The following is a 19940-nucleotide window of genomic DNA, read 5'->3' as shown; positions in this document are numbered from 1 at the left end:
GTGACGACACTGAATTTCGTTTCATTTCAAAGTAATCACAAGCTAGACCTGATCCACTCGGCGCATGATTTCCAGCTATGTAACAAATAGCGTTCTATACGCCATGAAGCGACTGCATCAGGTAATCAAATGAGACAAATTCTGCCACAAAAAGTGCAGACATAAAAAGCGCTGAACAAATACAACATATTGAATTATATAGATAAAATTACAGACGTTCTGGGTTTAACATAACAAATTCGCCGCACTTAGATGGCGAATTTGTTATTACGTTTCTGGTAAAACTTACAAACTACCCGCTGGCAAACAGGCCCCACCGAGCAAAGGTATTTCACCTGGCAGGCAAATTCCGCCGTTCGCGCCACCGCCGCTGCTAGTCGTTTTGCAAGCATCCGCGTTGTCATAACTGTCATCAACTACTTCATTGATCCACTTAGTGATCAAATCAAATGCAGCGGCATGCACGGTACTCCTCGCAATCGGCGGCATACGTGCCGCCAGAGTATTGGCTTCGGGCCCTAGGCGGTAGGGGAGAATAGATTCTGCGGCGTTTCCAGGAACAATGTCATATTCACGACCACCGCGACCTTCACTACCACTGGCAGTCGGACCTTTACATATACCAAAGGTATCGTTTACTGAGCGAAATACATCAAGATAGAAACCGGTGTTCTGCGCTAATCCGCGGGGATTGTGGCAATGGCCACAGTTCACTTCAAGGTAAGAGCGTACCCGCGCCTCCACATCTTTGTCGCTGTTTGAATCAAAGCCCGAGTCACCCGGCATATTAAAGATTGGGTTGCGTTCAACAGCCTTCAGATACTGTGTATTTGAATCGACTTCCATGTTGCTGGGGCAGTTTTTCATTAAGCCGGTTTCACACCAAAATACCAATTGGTTTTTGCCGTTAACCGCATGCGCATCCATACCCGAGGCAAGGGGCGACTCGCTGCTATACGGACGGTTAAGATTCCGCGCCTTGGGGCCAATGGGCGCAGAGCCTGTTTCGGCATCGTCATTGGCATGACAACTTTGACACTGGTTAGCGTTTGGCAATACATAGGCAGCCGTTGAGCCTTGGTAGTGATCACCACTATTAACGTCGCTGTAATCCCAGCTTGCGCTCATCAACCCGCCCTGCTGGGTCAAATATGCGACTTTCTCTCCATTTTCCGCTTTCCAAATATATTCCAACCCTTCCCAATAATACTGACCACCACTGGTTTGCCGTTTTATGACCAACCTCGTCTCAGCTGCTGCTTCAGTTTGCTTCGTTTCATTCGTAAAAGAGAAGGTCTTAGCGAGAATTGTTCCGACGGGGAATAAAATTGCCGCATTGGCGTTGTCATTACCATCGCGATAAATAGCCTGCTCGCCTTTAGGAATATAGGCCACGCGATACTTGGTGGCGTAATCCGAAAACAACTTGGTATTCAGCACAAAGGGCACACCCTGGCCATTGGGTAGGCTTGTAGGGTCCTCTGCATCGGCAAATAAATGGTACTGATCAAGACGTGGGCAATTTACCGTATAGGCCGCCGCATTGATCTCACCGGCGGCTACCGTGGTATTACACAGCTGGTCGACCAATGCATCTGACGGCGCGGGATCAATTGTGCCAGAAGGCACAAACTCGGGAATCACAATAGGCGGTAACGGCGCCATGTTGCTGCCATAGGTCTCGTCACAGAGATGCGGCGTGATATCGGTATCCACAGGGAAGTTTGGCAGACTGGTCACAATATCTATAAGGTCTTCTGGGCCTTGCGGTGGCAGGTATAACAGCGCTTCTAGGCCTTCGGTGCCGTGAAAATTGGCGAAGGTAGCGCTGTCGCTGTCAAAGTTATTACTGGCATCAATACAGGAATACCACCACTGCGGCTTCTTGCGTTCACCAGCCTCGTTAAACTTATAGGCATTGTAACGGCAGGAAGGATTGGGGTACTGGTTACCCGAAATAGGTTTGCCTTCAGCATCTGCTGGAATCGGATCGCCATTACTGTCAATTGGATAGGGACAATCGGCATTGTATTCGTCTTCATAGCCATCCCATGCGATGTGCGCGCCGCGGTATTCACCGGTGCCAGCCACCATTTTTAAACCGATTAACATAGGGAATGCGGAGGTGACCTGCTCACCGCCGGTATCGATAATCGAGGCGAAATCAGGGCTAGGTAGATCGTTACCGTTATTTTTAAAGGTGTTATTCCAAATGTGAACACCTTCACTGTATAAATCCATACGGCGATCACCAGGCACACCAAATAGCTTGTAGCTCGTGTGCACAATACCGGCAGTGCCGTTGTCTTCAAAGGTGTTATCAAAAATATCGATCTTGTCGTAACCCATGGTCAACATACCGGTACCGCGAGGTACGTTAGATACGATGCTGCCGGGTTCGGCAAAGTTGTAAGTGTTATTGTTGCGCGAGGTGTTGCGGTACATACGGGTACGGCTACCGTAACGCGTTAGGCCGTCTAAGTCATAAACCAAGAAACCGCCGGTATTACATTCCGACAAATTGTCGACATACTCACCGCCGCGCACATTCTCAATTTCAAAACCAAATACGTTAAACGCGGCGCGGCTGTTACGGATAATCGCGTTGTCGGTTTGACCTACATAAATACCGGCGTCAGATGCACCTACCGATTCCACATACTCAACCAAAATATTCCGCGAGTTTACTGGGTAAACCCCATAGCGGCCCGACAACTTACTGACATTGTAATCTGGTGACGTCGTATCCATTTCAAGGGGATTGGGATTATCAGGGTTGTGCCGCGCCGGATCAGTACAGGCAACCTGCAGCTTAGTTTTATAATTTGCCGCCGTTATGGTGTCTTCGTTGGCCGTGTTGCGCCCGCTAGACCAAAATGCACGAACGCGACGTAACGTTCCGTGATCAACACCCTGTAGTTTGAAAGCATCACCTGGCGAATCCAGCACCGTCAAATCTTCAACGGTAATGCCGCGCACGGTGGTGGCAAGAAAGCCTTCCTGCGAGCCGCTATTTTTGAACGAGAGTACCGTTTTATCCATACCCTGGCCTTTAACGAGGATATCTTCTGTGCCGGATATTTGAATACCAGAGCTAAGTTCAAAATAGCCTTCACCAAATTCAATAACATCCTTGGGTTTGGCGCTGATCATCGCCAACACCATCTCAGTGGTCGCATTCGGCCCGTTTGCGATAAAGAAAGTACGCCCCTGCCCGTCCTCGGCACTGGGGTTACCGCCGGTATTGGAGTTACCACCCGTATCGGGGTTACCCGAGTTCGGACTAGAACTAGAGCTACCACCACAAGCTGCAAGGATAAGCACCAGCAGTAATAGTAAATAGTGAGATACGGCTCTTTGCTTGAATTTCAACATAACATTCCATCTGCGACGTCTATGAACTATTGAGCGGCCTGCCGCCATCAAGCAATTATGCTACCTTGTAAAGAATTAGGTACAATGCGGAAACGTGTCTTAAACGGGTTAATTTGTGACAAACAGCTCATTAGCTATCACCGCCCACGCTCAGTGGGCTGACATGGTCGCCAATGTTACCGCTGCGGCCTGCGGCTTTGATCGCGGGCAGTTATTGAAGAAAGCGGGTATTCCTTCACTCGCTTGGGACTCAGTGAATCGGGTGAACCAAGAGGATCTCACTGCGCTTTGGAAATTAGCACAGCGATTAACTGGCCGAGTCGATCTTGGTCTGGATGTATTAGACCACTTCCACTTTAGAACCATTGGCTCACTGGCCTTTAAGATGATGGTCGCCAAAACATTTCGACAATCCATTCTAGAAGCGCTCGATCAAATCTCCTTGGTAAGCGAAGTGTGGCAATTTTCACTCACGGAAGAACGCGGCTTAGGCGTGATGCGATTTCGCCTTGCAAACCCCAATTTAGAGGTTACCCATTACTCCTATGACGCCTTTATCTGCGCCTGTGTTCGGATTTTGCAAGACTGCTTCCCAAACAACACCTATAAATATGCTGAAATCTGGTTTGCGCACCCAGACTTTGGCCTAAAAGAAATATATGAGGCCAAGCTCAACGCGCACTGCCGATTTAACTGCAAGGAATACGCACTATGCCTAGACGCAAAACTGCTAGACCTTCCACTCCAGTCAGCCGACCCCCAACTTTACGAATCCCTTGATACCAGCCTTGACTATCAAGTTCGCACACTCAATAGCCAAAGTGCCATTATCGAAAAAGCCATACTAAAATTGATCGACGAAGGCGTGGCGCCATCGCGTCAAACAGTATCCGCTAAACTGGAAATCGGTGAGCGCACACTATTGCGCAGGCTGAAGGATGAAAAACTCACCTACAAAGAGGTCCAAGAACAAGTCTTTGAAAAACTCACCCTCCGCCAACTGCGGCGCGGTGAATCTATGGAGGCGATTGCCGAAAAACTGGGCTATTCCGATGCCAAATCCCTAGGAAAGATGCTCAAGCGCCGCACCGGTTTAGGAATTCGCCAACTAAGAGCCGGCACTTAAACAAAGCAACACCCGCATGCAGCAACAAAGCAGAAATCGCCACGGTTCCCTGAAATTATCTAATCTCCTATATAAAGCCAAGGCAAGCGCCTTAATGGGATAGAATTGCCGTTACCTAGCCAGACTACAAAGAACTAACCCAATACACCGCAAGTCATGAGCACCTAGCCAGCAGATGATTGAGCACACCTACCAACTTGTATTTATCGGCGCCGCACTATTCTTATTTGCGGTGTTTGCCAGCATCATCTCCCGTCGCCTAGGGGCTCCCCTATTACTGATATTCCTGCTACTCGGCATGCTAGCTGGCGAAGACGGCATCGGCGGCATCCACTTTGATGATATCGACACCGCGTTTTTAATTGGCAACCTCGCACTCGCCATTATCATTTTTGATGGCGGGCTTGGCACCCGTATGGATACCTTTCGCAGCAGCTTACGGCCTGCGCTCTCCTTAGCCACTGTGGGCGTATTTCTCACCGCAGGAATAACCGGCGCGGCCGCCTGTTATATCCTTGACCTACCTTGGCAAGAGGGCTTATTGATCGGCGCGATTGTCGGCTCAACAGATGCGGCGGCGGTATTCGGCCTTATCAAAAATGCTGGGCTAAACCTAAAGGATCGAACCGGTGCCACGCTAGAGATTGAATCTGGCTCCAACGACCCTATGGCCATTTTCCTAACCATCACGCTCGTTGAAGCCCTTAGCAGCCCTGCCGGATTAAGTGGCTGGCTGCTGCTAGCCGAGCTTGCCAAGCAAATGGGGCTCGGCCTTCTCTTCGGGGTGCTGGGCGGCTACGTCATCCCGGCAGCGCTGGGCAAAATAACATTGCCGGTGTCCTTATACCCCTTAATGGTCTTTGCCGCCGCGCTCACCTTATTTGGCGGCACCAGCTTTAGCGGGGGCAGCGGTTTTCTCGCCATTTACATCGCTGGCGTGATGACCGGCACCACGTCATCTTTGTATATGAATGACATACGACGCTTTCACGATGGCATCGCCTGGTTGAGTCAGATTGGCATGTTCTTAATGCTAGGCCTCTTGGTAACGCCAAGCCTGCTGCCCCCCATCATCATTCCGGCGCTAATTATCGCCGGTGTTCTGATATTCATCGCGCGGCCACTGGCTGTTGCGGTATCACTGCTGCCGTTCAGGTTTCCCGTGCGCGATCAAGTTTTTGTAAGCTGGTGTGGATTACGCGGTGCGGTACCGATCATTCTCGCTCTATTCCCCTCCCTTGCAGGCTTAGAGAACGCGCGCATCTACTTTGAATTGGTGTTCTTCGTGGTATTAACCTCGCTGGTCATCCAAGGCTGGACCATTGCACCAATGGCCCGCTGGTTAAAAGTCGACTTGCCCGTGGCATTAAAACTGCCCAGCTTTAAAAGCACCCACTTGCCCAGCAACCCTCACAAAGACTTAGTGGTGTATCAGGTGGTTGCCGGAAGCAGTGTCATTGGCAAATCTATCTATCAGCTGGTGTTACCAGACAGCGCTCAGGTCGTCGCGCTCATCCGCGATGAAATCCCACTTAACTCAAACGAAGAGAACACGCTTAAAGAGCGCGATCAAGTTGTCATCGTTGCCACTACCGGTATGGCCGAAAAACTAGCCGAGTTATTCTCCCCGGTCCTTTCACGCATGTCATCAAAACAATCGTCCAGTTATTTCGGAGATTTTACTATTCGGCCAAACAGCGAATTGGGGAATCTGGCGCTCCTTTATAACTTTGAAATACCCGATGAATTAAAACACCTCACCGTAGGCGAGCACATTAAGCGCAAGTTTAGAGGACGGCCCGTGGTTGGTGACGCACTGACATTCCCACAACTTAAACTGACTGTTAAGGAAATGAAAAATGGGGAGATCTCTTTGATAGGTCTCAAGCTCAACCTAGATTCCTAGGTGGAATTGACCAATTGGCTTTTAAAATTGCTCAAACTTAAGCCGAATCGGCAAAAACTTGTCACAGATTGGTCAAAAGAGAAAGTCCAGACAAAAAAAAGCGCTGCATGTATGCAACGCTTTGAATTCTTTAGAGAAAATGGTGGGCCGTGATGGATTCGAACCATCGACCAATTGGTTAAAAGCCAACTGCTCTACCACTGAGCTAACGGCCCAAATTCTCTTTTTTGCTACCCGCGTGTTCCGGGGGCCGCATTGTAATGCTATCTTTCGAATGAATCCAGTATTATTTACTAGACCTAAATCACTGATTATTCGCTAAAATTGCGTCTTTTCAGTGACCCCGAAAGAGGCGCCTATAATACGGATTTCAAAAGAAAAAACAACCGTTTAGTGTTAAAAAATGCAGTTTTATTACAGTTTCCGATATCGGGTAGGATCTGCAACATGCGCCTGCTGAAAACCTTCACGACGAAGATGGCAGCTATCGCAGCGGCCACAAGCTTCGCCGTCGCTATTGGCTTGGTAACACGACACAGTTTGGGCGTAATCCACACCTAGCTCTAGGCCCTGCTTGATGATATCCGCTTTGCTGAGCGTCATTAGCGGGGTGTGTATGTGCATGCCATGCCCTTCTACGCCCGCCTTGGTAGCGACATTGGCGAGGGTCTCGAAGGCTTCGATAAATGCCGGGCGGCAATCGGGGTAGCCCGAGTAGTCCACGGCATTCACGCCAATAAATATATCGTCGGCGTCGAGAACTTCTGCCCAGCCTAGAGCAATAGACAAAAACACAGTATTGCGCGCTGGCACATAGGTAACAGGAATTCCCAGCGCGCCTGCATCCGGTACGTCGATTTTCATATCGGTTAAGGCGGAGCCACCAATACTGCTTAAATCCAGCTTAATAATTTTAAACTCTTTGGCGCCACCGCTTTCTGCGACGCGCTTGGCGGCGACTAATTCGGCGCGGTGACGCTGGCCGTAGTCAAATGCTAGGGCGTAGCATTCGTAACCTGCGGTTGTTGCCTGGGCCAATACCGTAGCGCTGTCTAAGCCACCGGAAACCAGTACGACTGCTTTCTTTTGCAAAACACGTCCTCTTTTCTAATGCCCTGCGGCGTCATTCCACAATATTTTGTGTAATTGCATCTGGAAACGCACAGGGAGGTTGTCTGCCACTATCCAGTTTGCCAAATCGGTCGCGCTTAGCTGACCAAAGCTAGGTGAAAACAAAACTTCACCGGCGCGCTTATTTAGCTGGTGGCTATCGAGCTGGAATCTCGCCCAGTCGTAATCTTCACGATTACACAGCACAAACTTAACTTGGTCGAGCGGGGTGAGAAAGGGGATATTATCCATAAGATTGCGATGCATTTCACCCGAAGCAGGGGTTTTTAGATCGACAACCCGTGAAACCCGCGAATCCACCTTTTCGATAGGCAAGGCGCCGCTGGTTTCTAAGGACACCTCATAGCCTGCATCACAGAGTGCGGTAAGTAGGCTTAAGCATTCCGGTTGCGCCAGCGGCTCACCGCCAGTGACGCAGACATAACGTGGGGAATACTTGGCCACTTCGGCGAGAATATCGTTAAGCTCACGGCGCTCACCGCCATGAAAGGCGTATTCGGTATCGCAGTACACACACCGCAGGGGGCAACCCGTAAGGCGCACAAACACGGTGGGCAAGCCCAAGGTACGGGACTCGCCCTGCAGGGAATAGAATATTTCAGTAATACGAAGGGTGTTAGCTTTCATTGACGCCAGTTACCGGATACTGGATTGTTTCCGGAGACCAGCCGCGCAAGCTTTGCTCCGCGAACAATCAGAAATTCTTACGGAGAAATTCCCGCGATTTGTTTACTGCAGAGTTGCCGGTACTGCCGTAGCGGTCAATAACATGCGTCAGTAATTCTTGGGATTTTTGCTTATTGCCATTCAAGAAGTAGACCGTGCCCAATTTATACATGGCAGCGGGGACTTTATCGTGGTCGGGATATTTGCTTAGCAAATATTGAAAGGCCTCGGTTGCGCCTTTTAAATTCTGGGGTTTAACAGCGACATAAAGCTCGCCCAGCCAATACCACGCGTTTGGCGTGTAGCGGCCTGAGGGGTAGCGCTCTACATATGCTAGAAATGCCGTGATGGCTTGATCGTAACTGCCACTTCTCACCAAGGCGTAAGCGTCGGTGTAGTCGGATGAATCATTCCCAGCACTCGCCACAGCCGGAGCCGGACCAGAAACTGAGGGACTTGCGATAACAGGACTCGGCGCACTAACAGTAGGGCTTTCGCTGCCAGACAGCATTTCACCGCTTTCAGCATCTATTGTCGTGTCCGTTGTCGCGCCAGAGCTGCCAACCACCGCGCCTGCGGCGCCAGTGGTTAGCGAACCCAAACGGCGGTCTAAATCTATATAGCGATCTAGGCCCTGCTGTTTTAGCTGGCTGATCTGATGCTCTTGCTCTTCCACTATTCCGCGCAGCGCCATCATTTCTTGACGAAGCTGCTGAAGCTGCTGATAAATCTCGCCCTGCATGCTACGACCGGATTCAGCGGCCTGCCGAGGTGAGTTCATATCGACAACTGGGGCTTGCGCCCACAACTGCGCCGACAAACACGCTGCCGGCAGCAGCAAGAACAGTGGTTTTGTAAACTGCATCAGTACGCCTTTAAATTACTTCAGTTCAACGCGACGGTTCTGAGAGTAAGTTGATTCAGACTGGCCGAATGCAACTGGACGCTCTTCGCCGTAGCTAACAGTCTCAATACGGTAGCGCGGAATGCCATTAATTGCCATGTAATCTGCTACAGCAATAGCACGACGCTCGCCAAGAGCGATGTTGTATTCACGGGTGCCGCGCTCGTCAGCATGACCTTCCAGACGCACAGGACCAGTAGTTTTCTTCAGACGAACAATTTGCGCGTCCAGAGCTTTACGAGCCTTAGCAGTCAAAGTGGCTTGGTCGAATTCGAAATGGAAAACCGTTTCGAGATTCATCATGTCTTGGGCATCGTAAGCGGAGCTATTCGCATCAGCAGACTCAGTGTAAGTGCTAACAGTATCAGCACCGTCCTGACCACTGCTATCGGTATCGGTTGATGCACAACCAGCCAACAGCACGCTGAAGAAAGCTACACCCAAAAACATATTTTTTGCTTGGTATTTCATGGCATTTTCCCGTCAAATTTTGATTACACACTTCCGGACATACAATTCATTTTGTATGTTCGGTCTTTCTTTCCCGGCTACTACTTCATTGAAGAAAAGGCGACCAAGCCGGTTCGCGCACATCCCCGAATCGCGACGGTAAGCGATACTTCACTCCACCGTCTATCGATACTGCCGCCAAAACACCTTTGCCATCGTACTGTGTTGCATACAATAGCATACTAGCATTTGGCGCTACACTAGGTGACTCGTCCAAATTAGTGCTTGTGAGTATCTCAACACGGTTACGTTTCAAATCCTGTACTGCAATATGAAAGTTACCGTTGCTGCGATGCACTAACACCAAACCCAGACCATCTGCCAGAACTCTTGCCCTTGCATTATAGTCACCTATAAATGTAATTCTTTCTACCGCGCCAGTATTCAGTTGGACCTTATAAATCTGCGGTTTACCGCCTCGGTCAGACGTGAATATTAACGATTTACCATCTGGCAACCAGGCCGGCTCAGTGTCGATAGCAAAGTGATTGGTTACCTGCTCCAAACTGCCGCTGGCCAAGTCCATCACATACACATCGGGACTGCCGTCCTTTGACAATACCATCGCCATTTTTGTGCCATCAGGTGAAAACGCTGGCGAGCTGTTTAAACCACGAAACGCTGTTAACTGCTTACGCACACCCGTCACAAGGTCCTGCATGTATATTGCAGGCCGGCTACTTTCGAAGGATACGTATGCGATTTTCTTGCCGTCAGGGGACCATGTCGGCGCCATAATTGGCTCTCGACTGTCAAAAAGTACGGATTCATTGGCCCCATCGATGTCGCTTTTCAGCAAACGGAAGCGGGTTCGATTGCCCCCTTCGCGAACAGCGGAAACATAAAGCAGTTGCGTCCTAAATGCACCGCGAATATTTGTGAGTTTTTCATATATTTTGTCGCTAACGGTGTGCGCAAGGTAACGCGGCTTGTCTGAGCTCACCGATTCCGAGCCAGTAAGTACCACGCGCTGCGTATTGACATCTAGTAGCTCATAATTTGCCATTAATGTGCCTGGCATCGGCTGCGTAAGTGTACCCACCACCACATAGTCTACCCCCAAGCTTTTCCAGTCTCGGTAATAAACTTCACTGGCATTGCGCGGACGGCCCAGCATGTCGCCGCGACTCAAAGGTGCAAACTGGCCGCTGCGATGCAAATCCATTTCAACAATAGACGCGATATCCTCAGCCACGGCCACACCGGGTTGCCAACCAAAGGGCACAATCGCAATCGGCACGGGGTCGTCCTTGCCCTTATTGATTTCGATGGTGAGATCGGCCACTGCGAAATTACCGGCGAGCACCAAGGCTAACACTGTAACAATCTGTTTAAACATTACCGCCTCAAATCTTGGGGTGAAAAATTAATCGTAAAACGTCGGAAGTTTTTTTCATACGCCGACGGATCTTTGCGAGCTAACTCAGCCAGCTCCTCTATTTTGCCCAAACGAGTCACCGCTCGGGTTATGGATATATCAAAGGCGCTATCGCCGCTACCCTTAATAATCGAATGACCTACTATCTCGCCAGTAGGCGTGGTCATAATTTGGATCGTCGCCTGCATACCGTTTCGGGCAGACAGCGGCCGCGTCCAATTATTTGAAATCAATGCTGTAATTATGTCGGCATAGGTAGAGGCTAACTCACCGTCCTCCACCAAATCATCTTCGGAGGCCAGTGCGTCAGCGAGTTCCTTTTGCTGCTCGCGACGAATCTCCTCTTGTAGAGCCTTCTGCTTAGCGGCTTCGCGAGCCTTTTCCTGCTCCTGCTGCTTGCGAATCTCCTCCGGCGTTGGCCCTTTTGGTTCAGGCTTTTTCACCTGTGGCACAGGCTTCGGTTTTGGCGGTGGCGGCGTCGGCTTGGGTTCGGGCTTTTTCACCGGTTCAGGTTTAGGCGCCGGTTTGACCACGGGCTTTGGACTTGGTTTCGCCACTGGCTTAGCCGGTGCCGGCCGACTAACCGGCTTTTCAATAACCAATTTTGCCTGTATTGCCAGCGGTCGCGCCTCCAAGGGCTTTGTATCCTGCATGGTCGGTATACCAAACAACAGAAGCGCTATCACCCCCGCATGTAAGCTTAGCGTTACCGCTGCCGGAACCAGTTTTATATCACTCATCGCGCTTACTTCGCTCCACTGCGCGATTTAGGTTCCTCGGTAATCAAGCCTATTGACGTTGCGCCCGCACCTTGCAAGACCGCCATCGCCGCTACTACCGCCGAATAATCTACCGCGCCATCGCCCTTCACCATTACTGGCGTTTTGGGTTTATTGCGCAAAATTTTACTGATCTTGTCGCCAATATCAGCCAACTCCGCTGGCTCACCCTGCTTGCTTGGGTCGCCCAAGGTAACGTAATACTTACCCTGCTTATCAACCGAAACCACAATAGGATCGTCATCAGTAGGTGGCACTGGCTCGGTAGACGCCTGCGGCAATTTCACCTGCACACCCTGTACCAGCATTGGCGCCGTTACCATAAATACTATTAATAGCACCAACATCACATCAATGTAGGGAACCACATTAATGTCGGACATTGGCTTACGCTTATTTCGCCGCGACATAGCCGTTCCCCTTAATCCCGCGAGTGAATTTGGCGGTGTAAAATACTGGAGAACTCTTCAGAAAAAGTGTCGTATTTGCCAGCAAAAGAATCGACCTTCGAGGAAAAGCGGTTATAGGAAACCACCGCCGGTATCGCCGCAATCAAACCCATCGCCGTCGCTACCAAGGCCTCAGAAATACCTGGCGCCACGGTGGCCAAGGTGGCCTGTTGAACCTGACCTAAGCCATGAAAAGACCCCATAATCCCCCATACAGTACCAAGCAAGCCCACATAGGGACTGGTTGAGCCCACGGTCGCCAAAAATGGCAAGCTATGTTCCATGGCCTCTTCTTCTCTAGACAGAGCCACTCGCATAGAGCGCTGACAGGCTTCCATCATGGCATCGGAATCGAGACGTTTTTTAGCTAATCGGGTGAATTCTTTGTAGCCCGCCCGAAACACGCTTTCCATACCAACAACCACTTGCTTGTCGTCACCTTCTTTATAGAGGGTATGGAGATCAGTTCCCGACCAAAACCGCGCTTCAAAGCGATTCATTTCGCCCTGCGCCTGATTGAAATACATAACTCGGTTGGCAATTTGATACCAAGACACCACCGAAGCGAGCAATAGGACCATCATTATCAGCTGCACAAATAAGCTGGCCGAACTCACTAATTGCCAAATGGAAAGCTCTTGTCCCACAGTTCACTCCTGATTTTTTGTATTAATGCTTCAGTGCTGCAAGCAGCTCCGTTGGTATTCGTTTTGGCTTTAGCGTGCTGCTATCGACGCATGCCACTGTTACTTCGGCCTCGCACAGCAATTCTTCACCTCGGTAAACCCGCTGTTCAAAGCACAAGCTTACCCGAGCCGCCGCTAAGACTCTGGCGGTAACAATAAGTTGCTCATCTAATCGTGCTGGACGTAAATATTTTGTTTGCAGTGCGCTAACCACGAACATTAGCGCATCATTCATGATTGCTGCTTTAGAGAATCCCTGTGCCCGCATATATTCAGTGCGGGCGCGTTCCATAAATTTGAGGTAGTTCACATAGTAAACAATGCCACCTGCGTCGGTGTCTTCAATATAGACTCGCAGCGGCAAACTGAATTCCATCAGGATGCACCACCGTTTTCGGTAATATCCCCACTTTTGGGCATTTCTAAGCCAAAATGCCGATAAGCCAGATTTGTGACCACCCTGCCGCGGGGCGTACGCATAATATAGCCTTGCTGAATTAAGTATGGCTCTAGCACATCTTCTATGGTGCCCCGCTCTTCACTAATCGCCGCGGCGAGACTGTCTACCCCCACGGGGCCACCGTCAAAACGCTCAATCATGGCCAATAATAGCCGCCGATCTTGATGATCGAAACCGCTGCTGTCTACATTAAGCATATTTAATGCCTGATCGGCGACTTCGGCGCTCACAAACCCATCTGCCTTCACCTCGGCGTAATCCCGCACCCGCCGCAGTAAGCGGTTGGCGATGCGCGGCGTACCTCTGGAGCGCAGTGCAATTTCATGGGCACCGGCGTCATCCAAGCGCATACCGAGAATACCCGCACTGCGGCTAACAATGGTGGTGAGGTCCTTCACCCCATAAAACTCTAGGCGTTGCACAATACCAAAGCGGTCACGCAGCGGCGAAGTTAACAAACCCGCCCTAGTAGTTGCCCCTACTAAGGTAAACGGCGGCAAGTCCAATTTAATTGAGCGCGCCGCGGGGCCTTCACCAATCATAATATCCAACTGATAATCTTCCATCGCGGGATACAGAATTTCTTCAATATTGGGGCTGAGACGATGAATCTCATCAATAAATAGCACGTCGCCCGCGTCGAGATTGGTTAATAAGGCAGCGAGATCACCGGCTTTTTCTAATACCGGCCCCGAGGTGGTTTTAAGCGACACCCCCATTTCATTGGCCAATATATTCGCCAAGGTGGTTTTGCCAAGGCCGGGTGGGCCAAAGATAAGCGTGTGGTCCAGCGGTTCACTGCGCATCCGCGCTGCACTTACAAAAATCCCCATTTGCTCGCGCACCGCTGGCTGACCAATATAATCGGCCAAACTTTTAGGGCGAATCGCACGGTCATAGCGCTCTTCAGCTGGCTCGCCGAGTTCCGGTGCCACTAGGCGGTCTATTTCTATCACAGGGCTTTGCTCATTACTTAATCATGTTTTTTAAGGCGGCGCGGATCAATTCCTCGCTACTGGCGTCGTCTAACTTCAAGGCGCTAATGGCCTTGCTCGCCTCTTGGGGTTTATAACCCAGTGCCACCAGCGCCGCCTCGGCCTCCGCAATATTTGCGCAGCCCAGCGCCTGAGAAGTCGGCATACTCATACTACCCGACTCCGGCGCCCAATCTTTAAGACGGTCGCGCATTTCAATCACCAAGCGCTCGGCAGTTTTCTTGCCCACCCCCGGCAAGCGAACCAGCGCGGCGGTATTACCATCTTGCACGCAGCGCACAAACTCATCGCTGTCGATACCCGACATAATCGCCAAGGCCATTTTGGGGCCGACACCGTTGACCTTGATTAAGTCTCGAAATAAGCGCCGCGCGCGGCTGTCACTAAAACCAAATAACTGTTGGGCATCTTCGCGAACAATAAACTGGGTGTAAAGCGACACTTCTTGCCCTAGCGCAGGTAAATTGTAGAGCGTTGTCATTGGTACCAGCACTTCGTAGCCCACGCCATTAACATCAATAACGATCTCAGGTGCCTGCTTTTCTATTAACACCCCCCGCAAACGACCTATCATTTGTGCTCCGTCTTCATTTTAACCTTCATCGGTATGTATTCGTTCTTATGCATCGTTATTGATCTATAGCAACTAAGAAAGCCGACCGCGGCGCATGCGTGTGCCGCCATGTGGCCCAGACATACTCAGCAAGCCCTGCCGAGAATTGGCGTGGCAAATTGCCGCCGCCAAAGCATCTGCAGCATCTTCCTGCGGCGCAGCGGGGAGTTTCAGTAAGATTTTTACCATGTGCTGGATCTGCTCTTTATCTGCAGCGCCGGTGCCTACCACCGCTTTTTTTATTTGTCTGGCGGTATATTCAGCAACCAACAAGCCCTCACTCACACAGGCCACCACGGCCGCCCCCCGCGCCTGCCCAAGCTTTAAGGCAGAGCCCGCGCTCTTGGCCATAAACACCTCTTCTACGGCCGCTTCATCGGGTGAGTACTCATTAATAATGGTGCACAAACTTTTAAAAATAATATCCAAGCGTGCTGGCAACGCACCCTGCGGCAGGCGAATCACACCACTGGTTACGTAACGGTGCTTATTGCCCTGCACTTCTATTACGCCAAAGCCGGTTTTTTGTGATCCGGGGTCTACCCCCAAAATTATGGTCATGGCGCCTGCAAATAGAAAAAGGAAGCAATATGGCTGCGCATGAGCATACGCTGAGCGCGGCGAGTTAGACTTATTATGCACAGATTTTTATAGATAATGACACGCCGACGTTGTCAGCGCGAAAGATCAGCCCAATTCCGCTAACGCAGCAAGAACATCGTCGGGAATGTCGGCATTGGTGTGCACATTTTGCACATCATCGAGATCTTCCAACATGTCGACGAGTGCCAGTAGCGCTTCGGCTCCGCCGCCATTCAGCGGCACTGTCATTGAAGCTTGCATAATAATTTCGGCGTGATCTGGCGCAAAGCCCACCGCGACCATCGCCTCTTTCACTGCCATAAAATCGCCGAAGGCGGTTAGCACCTCAACCGACCCGTCATCACTAAATTGCACGTCTTGGGCACCTGCCTCTAACGCCGCCTCTAGCACAGCATCTTGTTCTTGGCCCGGCTCAAAAACCAACTGGCCAAGACGATTAAACAAATAGGCCACTGAACCATCGGTACCCAAATTGCCGCCACGCTTATTAAAGGCGTGCCTAACGTCCGCCACCGTACGATTGCGGTTATCGGTCATGCATTCAACCAGAATAGCCACGCCACCAGCACCATACCCTTCATAGGTAACTTCTTCGTAATTGTCGCTCTCGGCATTACCGGCGCCACGGGCGATGGCCTTGTCGATGGTGTCGCGCTTCATATTCGCGGTTAGCGCTTTGTCGACCACGGCGCGCAAACGCGGATTGTCTTCAGGTGCAGGGCCGCCAGCTTTGGCAGCCACCACAATTTCTCGAATCAGTTTGGTGAACACTTTGCCGCGCTTGGCATCTTGCCCAGCTTTGCGATGCTTAATATTGGCCCACTTGCTGTGACCCGCCATACCGCCTCCTGATAGCAGTGAGCCCCGCATTGCGGGGCTCAGCTAGTTAGAACAATTAACGCCATTGAGCACTTAGCGTAATTATTTCTCTTCTTCTAATTTGCGCAATCGAATATTCAGCTCGGTTAATTGCTTCACTTCCACCGTGCCAGGTGCGTCGGTCATCACACAGGCTGCGCTCTGGGTTTTGGGGAAGGCAATAACGTCGCGAATCGACTTCGCACCGGTCATCAGCATCACTAAACGGTCCAGACCAAAAGCCAAACCGCCGTGTGGTGGCGCACCGTATTTTAAGGCATCTAGCAAGAAGCCAAATTTCTCGTCAGCTTCTTCTGGGCCAATTCCTAGCACGCGGAATACCGCCTGCTGCATGTCTGAGCGGTGAATACGAACCGAACCGCCGCCAAGCTCAGTGCCGTTAAGCACCATGTCATAGGCAATAGACAATGCTTCGCCAGGTGCTTTTTCAAGCTCTTCTGGGCTGCACGAAGGTGCAGTGAAGGGGTGGTGCAATGAGGTCCAGTTGCCGCTGCCGTCTTTCTCAAACATGGGAAAGTCGACAACCCACAATGGCGCCCACTCGCAGGTATACAAATTGAGATCTTCACCCAGCTTGCAGCGCAGCGCGCCAAGGGCTTCGTTCACTACTTTGGCAGTATCGGCGCCAAAGAAGATCAAATCGCCATTTTCAGCTTCCAAGCGCGCCAAAATCGCAGCGCGCACTGGCTCAGGCAAGAACTTAACAATGGGCGACTGTAAGCCGTTTTCCAAATCGCTTTTGTCGTTAACTTTGATATAAGCCAGGCCTTTAGCACCGTAAATACCGACAAATTTGGTGTATTCGTCGATCTTTTTACGGGTCAGCGCCTCGTTGCCACCGGGTACTTTCAAGGCTGCTACGCGGCCTTCTGGGCTTGTCGCTGGACCAGAGAAGACTTTAAATTCTACGTCTTGCATCAGATCGCCAACATCGACCATCTCGAGCGGAATCCGCATATCGGGCTTGTCGCTACCAAACCGCGACATGGCCTCGGCGTACTTCATGGTTGGGAAGCTGCCAAGGTCAATATTCATCACTTCTTTAAACAGATCACCAATCATGCCCTCGGTAACGGCCATGATCTGCTTGTCATCCATAAAGGAGGTTTCAATATCGATTTGGGTAAATTCTGGCTGGCGGTCGGCGCGCAGGTCTTCGTCGCGAAAGCACTTGGCAATTTGATAGTAGCGGTCAAAACCCGACACCATCAGCAACTGTTTAAAGAGCTGAGGCGACTGGGGCAGCGCAAAGAATTTGCCGGCGTGGGTACGGCTGGGCACCAAATAGTCCCGAGCGCCTTCTGGCGTAGCGCGGGTCAAAATCGGGGTTTCGATATCCAAGAAATTCTGGCCATCTAAATAGCGACGCAGCACCGACGTAATCCGCGCGCGTAGGCGCAGCTTGTCGGCAATTTGCGGGCGACGCAAATCTAGGTAGCGGTAGCGCAAACGTACGTCTTCGCCAACATTGGTGTGATCGTCCAGTTGAAACGGCGGGGTTTCTGACTCGTTCAGAATTTCCAGCTCTTTACCCAGCACTTCAATTTCGCCAGTTTTCATATTGGCGTTAACGGTCGCTCCAGCGCGGGCGCGAACGCGACCGCGAATACGCAGCACATATTCACCGCGCACTCTGTCGGCAGTACGAAAGTGCTCTTCGGTGTCTGGATCAAATACCACCTGCACAATGCCCTCGCGGTCGCGCATGTCGAGGAAGATAACCCCACCGTGATCTCGGCGGCGGTCTACCCAACCGCACAAGGTCACTTCTTGATCAATGTTTTCACTACCCAAGCTGCCGCAATAATGACTGCGCATGAATTCTGTCCCGCTTTATCGAGTTTAGTAAGTCACAATCCGAGGTTTAGTCGGAGGATGAAGACGTAGATGAGGCGCCACTAGGGGCACTGTCACCCGCCAAATTTTTCTTTTTGCCGCCAGATTTAAAATCGGTTTCATACCAGCCGCCACCTTTTAGGCGAAAACCCGCCGCCGAAACCTTTTTAATCAGCTCCACAGCCTTACATTCTGGGCAATCTGTTAGTACTGGATCGCTCATTTTTTGCAAGGCTTCAAACTCATGTTCGCAGGCCCGACACACATATTCGTAGATAGGCATAGGAAAAAAACCCCAATTCAAAACAAACCAATGAAGTCATTAAGGGCCAAACGGCTCAAAAGGAGCGGGATTATAACGCAAAGCGCCGCCAGCAATAAATGCAGGAGCCTATATGAGGGAGGAAATAAACGGTAATGCGATGGATTAAACCCCAAAGTGGCGCAAATACCACTTTGGGGTAGAAGATTTACGCTTAGATAGCGAAATCTTTAAGCTTTTTCAAAGGGCGAACCTTAACCGCCACGCTGGCAGGTTTGGCTTTAAACATGGTCTCTTCGCCGGTAAACGGGTTAATGCCCTTGCGCGCTTTAGTCGCTGGCTTTTTAACCGTGGTGATTTTCATCAAACCAGGAATTGTAAATTCGCCCAGCGCACGCTTTTTAATGCTGCGCTCAATCAAGAGTTCCAGCTCAGTCATTACATCACCTACCTGCTTACGGCTCAGGTTAGTGTTTTCTGCAATCTCAGTCAGAATTTGAGTTTTGGTCATTTTCTCACTAATTGCAGCGACTTTACGCTTAGGTGCCGCGCTCGCTGTTGCGCTAACTTTTGCCTTAGCGGCAGCTTTTTTTGGAGCAGCTTTTTTTATCGCCATTATGATTATTCCTATATCTCACGTTGAATTGTTCTTGCCCATTTAAATCCCTAGCACTAACTAGCTGCACCAAGGCATTAACCACTGTAACTGCCTCAGCAATTTCGTTCAGAAAAGTGCTTGCGACTACCTATAGTCGATTGTTTTACGCAATACAAGATATAGGGCAACTTTTAAGCCTAAAACACTATAAAAAAGGCCTTTCTTGCTGATTTCAGCACAATTAACACCCAAAACAGCGGCGTAAACAAAAACCGCAGTTTGGCCCTAAATACGCCCTTAAAACCCTAATACTTAAGTTCAACACACGCCGCAAATACCTCTCGTAACTGCGCCACCAGCGCAGCTAATCGGTCATCGGTATAAGCCAGTGCGGGAAACTGCCCCCACACCGGTTTGGGCCACGCAGGGTCTTTGCTAAACCGAGCAATATGATGAATATGCAGCTGCGGCACCATATTGCCCAGCGCCGCCACATTGAGTTTTTCGGCCCCAAATTCACTGCGCAACACCCCACAGCAAATATTCGATTCCTGCAAATATAGCAGTTGATCGTCGCTGCTTAAGTCACATTGCTCGCGCAAATCTGCGCGGCGCGGCACCAAAATCAACCACGGATACTGGCTATCGTTCATCAACAGGAGCCTGCACAGGGGTAAATCACCCACAAATACGCAATCTCGGGCCAAAGCCTCATGTAATTCGAACATCACTACCTCCTGCGGCTGTACCGCGCTGCCGATCAATCGTAAAATGCGCACACTCT

Annotated in this window: 20 protein-coding genes and 1 tRNA gene; 2 read left to right on the top strand and 19 right to left on the bottom strand. The window is 50.5% G+C overall.

Annotation, left to right across the window (positions count from 1 at the left end):
* Positions 1-285: 285 nt before the first annotated feature.
* Positions 286-3375 (bottom strand): parallel beta-helix domain-containing protein, encoded by a 3090-nt coding sequence (locus P1U47_RS06340; protein WP_301027802.1) that lies wholly within the window; start codon positions 3373-3375, stop codon positions 286-288.
* 115 nt (positions 3376-3490) lie between these two features.
* On the opposite strand from P1U47_RS06340, the gene P1U47_RS06335 reads away from it, so the two are divergent.
* Both P1U47_RS06335 and P1U47_RS06330 read left to right on the top strand, forming a co-directional pair.
* On the top strand, positions 3491-4501 hold the full coding sequence (locus tag P1U47_RS06335; RefSeq protein WP_301027801.1) for an AraC family transcriptional regulator: 1011 nt from the start codon (positions 3491-3493) through the stop codon (positions 4499-4501).
* Between the two features lie 175 nt (positions 4502-4676).
* The gene (locus tag P1U47_RS06330; RefSeq protein WP_301027800.1) at positions 4677-6407 is read left to right on the top strand and encodes a potassium/proton antiporter; all 1731 of its coding nucleotides are present in this window, start codon (positions 4677-4679) and stop codon (positions 6405-6407) included.
* 140 nt (positions 6408-6547) lie between these two features.
* Here the strand turns inward: P1U47_RS06330 and P1U47_RS06325 are convergent.
* From P1U47_RS06325 to P1U47_RS06240, 18 genes are all read right to left on the bottom strand, one after another.
* Positions 6548-6622, bottom strand: a tRNA-Lys gene (locus tag P1U47_RS06325).
* A gap of 199 nt (positions 6623-6821) precedes the next feature.
* On the bottom strand, positions 6822-7499 hold the full coding sequence (gene queC / locus P1U47_RS06320) for a 7-cyano-7-deazaguanine synthase QueC (protein WP_301027799.1): 678 nt from the start codon (positions 7497-7499) through the stop codon (positions 6822-6824).
* 15 nt (positions 7500-7514) lie between these two features.
* Complete coding sequence (gene queE / locus P1U47_RS06315) at positions 7515-8165, bottom strand: 7-carboxy-7-deazaguanine synthase QueE (RefSeq protein ID WP_301027798.1); 651 nt, start codon at positions 8163-8165, stop codon at positions 7515-7517.
* A 67-nt stretch (positions 8166-8232) separates the two neighbouring features.
* On the bottom strand, positions 8233-9069 hold the full coding sequence (gene ybgF / locus P1U47_RS06310) for a tol-pal system protein YbgF (RefSeq protein ID WP_301027797.1): 837 nt from the start codon (positions 9067-9069) through the stop codon (positions 8233-8235).
* A 15-nt stretch (positions 9070-9084) separates the two neighbouring features.
* Positions 9085-9579 (bottom strand): OmpA family protein, encoded by a 495-nt coding sequence (locus P1U47_RS06305; protein WP_301027796.1) that lies wholly within the window; start codon positions 9577-9579, stop codon positions 9085-9087.
* 85 nt (positions 9580-9664) lie between these two features.
* The gene (tolB, locus tag P1U47_RS06300; RefSeq protein ID WP_301027795.1) at positions 9665-10957 is read right to left on the bottom strand and encodes a Tol-Pal system beta propeller repeat protein TolB; all 1293 of its coding nucleotides are present in this window, start codon (positions 10955-10957) and stop codon (positions 9665-9667) included.
* Entirely contained in the window at positions 10957-11736 is a 780-nt protein-coding gene (locus P1U47_RS06295) for a cell envelope integrity protein TolA (RefSeq protein WP_301027793.1), read from the bottom strand. Before P1U47_RS06295 ends, tolB begins: the two co-directional genes overlap by 1 nt.
* Positions 11737-11741: 5 nt before the next feature.
* Complete coding sequence (gene tolR, locus P1U47_RS06290) at positions 11742-12185, bottom strand: protein TolR (protein WP_301027788.1); 444 nt, start codon at positions 12183-12185, stop codon at positions 11742-11744.
* A gap of 11 nt (positions 12186-12196) precedes the next feature.
* Positions 12197-12871, bottom strand: coding sequence for a protein TolQ (gene tolQ, locus P1U47_RS06285; protein ID WP_301027787.1), 675 nt, complete (start codon positions 12869-12871; stop codon positions 12197-12199).
* A 22-nt stretch (positions 12872-12893) separates the two neighbouring features.
* The gene (gene ybgC, locus P1U47_RS06280) at positions 12894-13286 is read right to left on the bottom strand and encodes a tol-pal system-associated acyl-CoA thioesterase (RefSeq protein ID WP_301027786.1); all 393 of its coding nucleotides are present in this window, start codon (positions 13284-13286) and stop codon (positions 12894-12896) included.
* On the bottom strand, positions 13286-14326 hold the full coding sequence (ruvB, locus tag P1U47_RS06275; RefSeq protein ID WP_301027785.1) for a Holliday junction branch migration DNA helicase RuvB: 1041 nt from the start codon (positions 14324-14326) through the stop codon (positions 13286-13288). Before ruvB ends, ybgC begins: the two co-directional genes overlap by 1 nt.
* Positions 14327-14339: 13 nt before the next feature.
* A complete protein-coding gene (gene ruvA, locus P1U47_RS06270) occupies positions 14340-14939 on the bottom strand; it encodes a Holliday junction branch migration protein RuvA (RefSeq protein WP_301027783.1) in 600 nt (199 codons plus the stop codon).
* Positions 14940-15011: 72 nt separating this feature from the next.
* On the bottom strand, positions 15012-15539 hold the full coding sequence (gene ruvC / locus P1U47_RS06265; RefSeq protein ID WP_301027782.1) for a crossover junction endodeoxyribonuclease RuvC: 528 nt from the start codon (positions 15537-15539) through the stop codon (positions 15012-15014).
* 126 nt (positions 15540-15665) lie between these two features.
* Complete coding sequence (locus P1U47_RS06260; protein ID WP_301027781.1) at positions 15666-16421, bottom strand: YebC/PmpR family DNA-binding transcriptional regulator; 756 nt, start codon at positions 16419-16421, stop codon at positions 15666-15668.
* Positions 16422-16502: 81 nt separating this feature from the next.
* On the bottom strand, positions 16503-18278 hold the full coding sequence (gene aspS, locus P1U47_RS06255) for an aspartate--tRNA ligase (protein ID WP_301027780.1): 1776 nt from the start codon (positions 18276-18278) through the stop codon (positions 16503-16505).
* Positions 18279-18324: 46 nt separating this feature from the next.
* Complete coding sequence (locus P1U47_RS06250; protein ID WP_301027779.1) at positions 18325-18579, bottom strand: zinc ribbon domain-containing protein; 255 nt, start codon at positions 18577-18579, stop codon at positions 18325-18327.
* 193 nt (positions 18580-18772) lie between these two features.
* Positions 18773-19174 carry an HU family DNA-binding protein gene (locus P1U47_RS06245; protein ID WP_301027778.1) on the bottom strand — a complete coding sequence of 134 codons (402 nt, stop codon included), beginning with the start codon at positions 19172-19174 and terminating at the stop codon, positions 18773-18775.
* A 287-nt stretch (positions 19175-19461) separates the two neighbouring features.
* Complete coding sequence (locus P1U47_RS06240; protein ID WP_301027777.1) at positions 19462-19884, bottom strand: HIT domain-containing protein; 423 nt, start codon at positions 19882-19884, stop codon at positions 19462-19464.
* Positions 19885-19940: the final 56 nt, after the last annotated feature.

It is taken from the genome of Zhongshania sp., assembly GCF_029212375.1.
Taxonomy (GTDB): Bacteria; Pseudomonadota; Gammaproteobacteria; order Pseudomonadales; family Spongiibacteraceae; genus Spongiibacter.
This window is presented reverse-complemented; position numbering and strand designations above follow the sequence as displayed.

Bases quoted from the DNA above. Each gene is read 5' to 3' on its own strand.
- P1U47_RS06340 (WP_301027802.1), bottom strand. From the start codon at position 3,375: ATGTTGAAATTCAAGCAAAGAGCCGTATCTCACTATTTACTATTACTG.
- P1U47_RS06330 (WP_301027800.1), top strand. From the start codon at position 4,677: ATGATTGAGCACACCTACCAACTTGTATTTATCGGCGCCGCACTATTC.
- queE (WP_301027798.1), bottom strand. From the start codon at position 8,165: ATGAAAGCTAACACCCTTCGTATTACTGAAATATTCTATTCCCTGCAG.
- ybgF (WP_301027797.1), bottom strand. From the start codon at position 9,069: ATGCAGTTTACAAAACCACTGTTCTTGCTGCTGCCGGCAGCGTGTTTG.
- P1U47_RS06305 (WP_301027796.1), bottom strand. From the start codon at position 9,579: ATGAAATACCAAGCAAAAAATATGTTTTTGGGTGTAGCTTTCTTCAGC.
- tolB (WP_301027795.1), bottom strand. From the start codon at position 10,957: ATGTTTAAACAGATTGTTACAGTGTTAGCCTTGGTGCTCGCCGGTAAT.
- P1U47_RS06295 (WP_301027793.1), bottom strand. From the start codon at position 11,736: ATGAGTGATATAAAACTGGTTCCGGCAGCGGTAACGCTAAGCTTACAT.
- tolR (WP_301027788.1), bottom strand. From the start codon at position 12,185: ATGTCGCGGCGAAATAAGCGTAAGCCAATGTCCGACATTAATGTGGTT.
- ybgC (WP_301027786.1), bottom strand. From the start codon at position 13,286: ATGGAATTCAGTTTGCCGCTGCGAGTCTATATTGAAGACACCGACGCA.
- ruvA (WP_301027783.1), bottom strand. From the start codon at position 14,939: ATGATAGGTCGTTTGCGGGGGGTGTTAATAGAAAAGCAGGCACCTGAG.
- ruvC (WP_301027782.1), bottom strand. From the start codon at position 15,539: ATGACCATAATTTTGGGGGTAGACCCCGGATCACAAAAAACCGGCTTT.
- P1U47_RS06260 (WP_301027781.1), bottom strand. From the start codon at position 16,421: ATGGCGGGTCACAGCAAGTGGGCCAATATTAAGCATCGCAAAGCTGGG.
- aspS (WP_301027780.1), bottom strand. From the start codon at position 18,278: ATGCGCAGTCATTATTGCGGCAGCTTGGGTAGTGAAAACATTGATCAA.
- P1U47_RS06250 (WP_301027779.1), bottom strand. From the start codon at position 18,579: ATGCCTATCTACGAATATGTGTGTCGGGCCTGCGAACATGAGTTTGAA.
- P1U47_RS06245 (WP_301027778.1), bottom strand. From the start codon at position 19,174: ATGGCGATAAAAAAAGCTGCTCCAAAAAAAGCTGCCGCTAAGGCAAAA.
- P1U47_RS06240 (WP_301027777.1), bottom strand. From the start codon at position 19,884: ATGTTCGAATTACATGAGGCTTTGGCCCGAGATTGCGTATTTGTGGGT.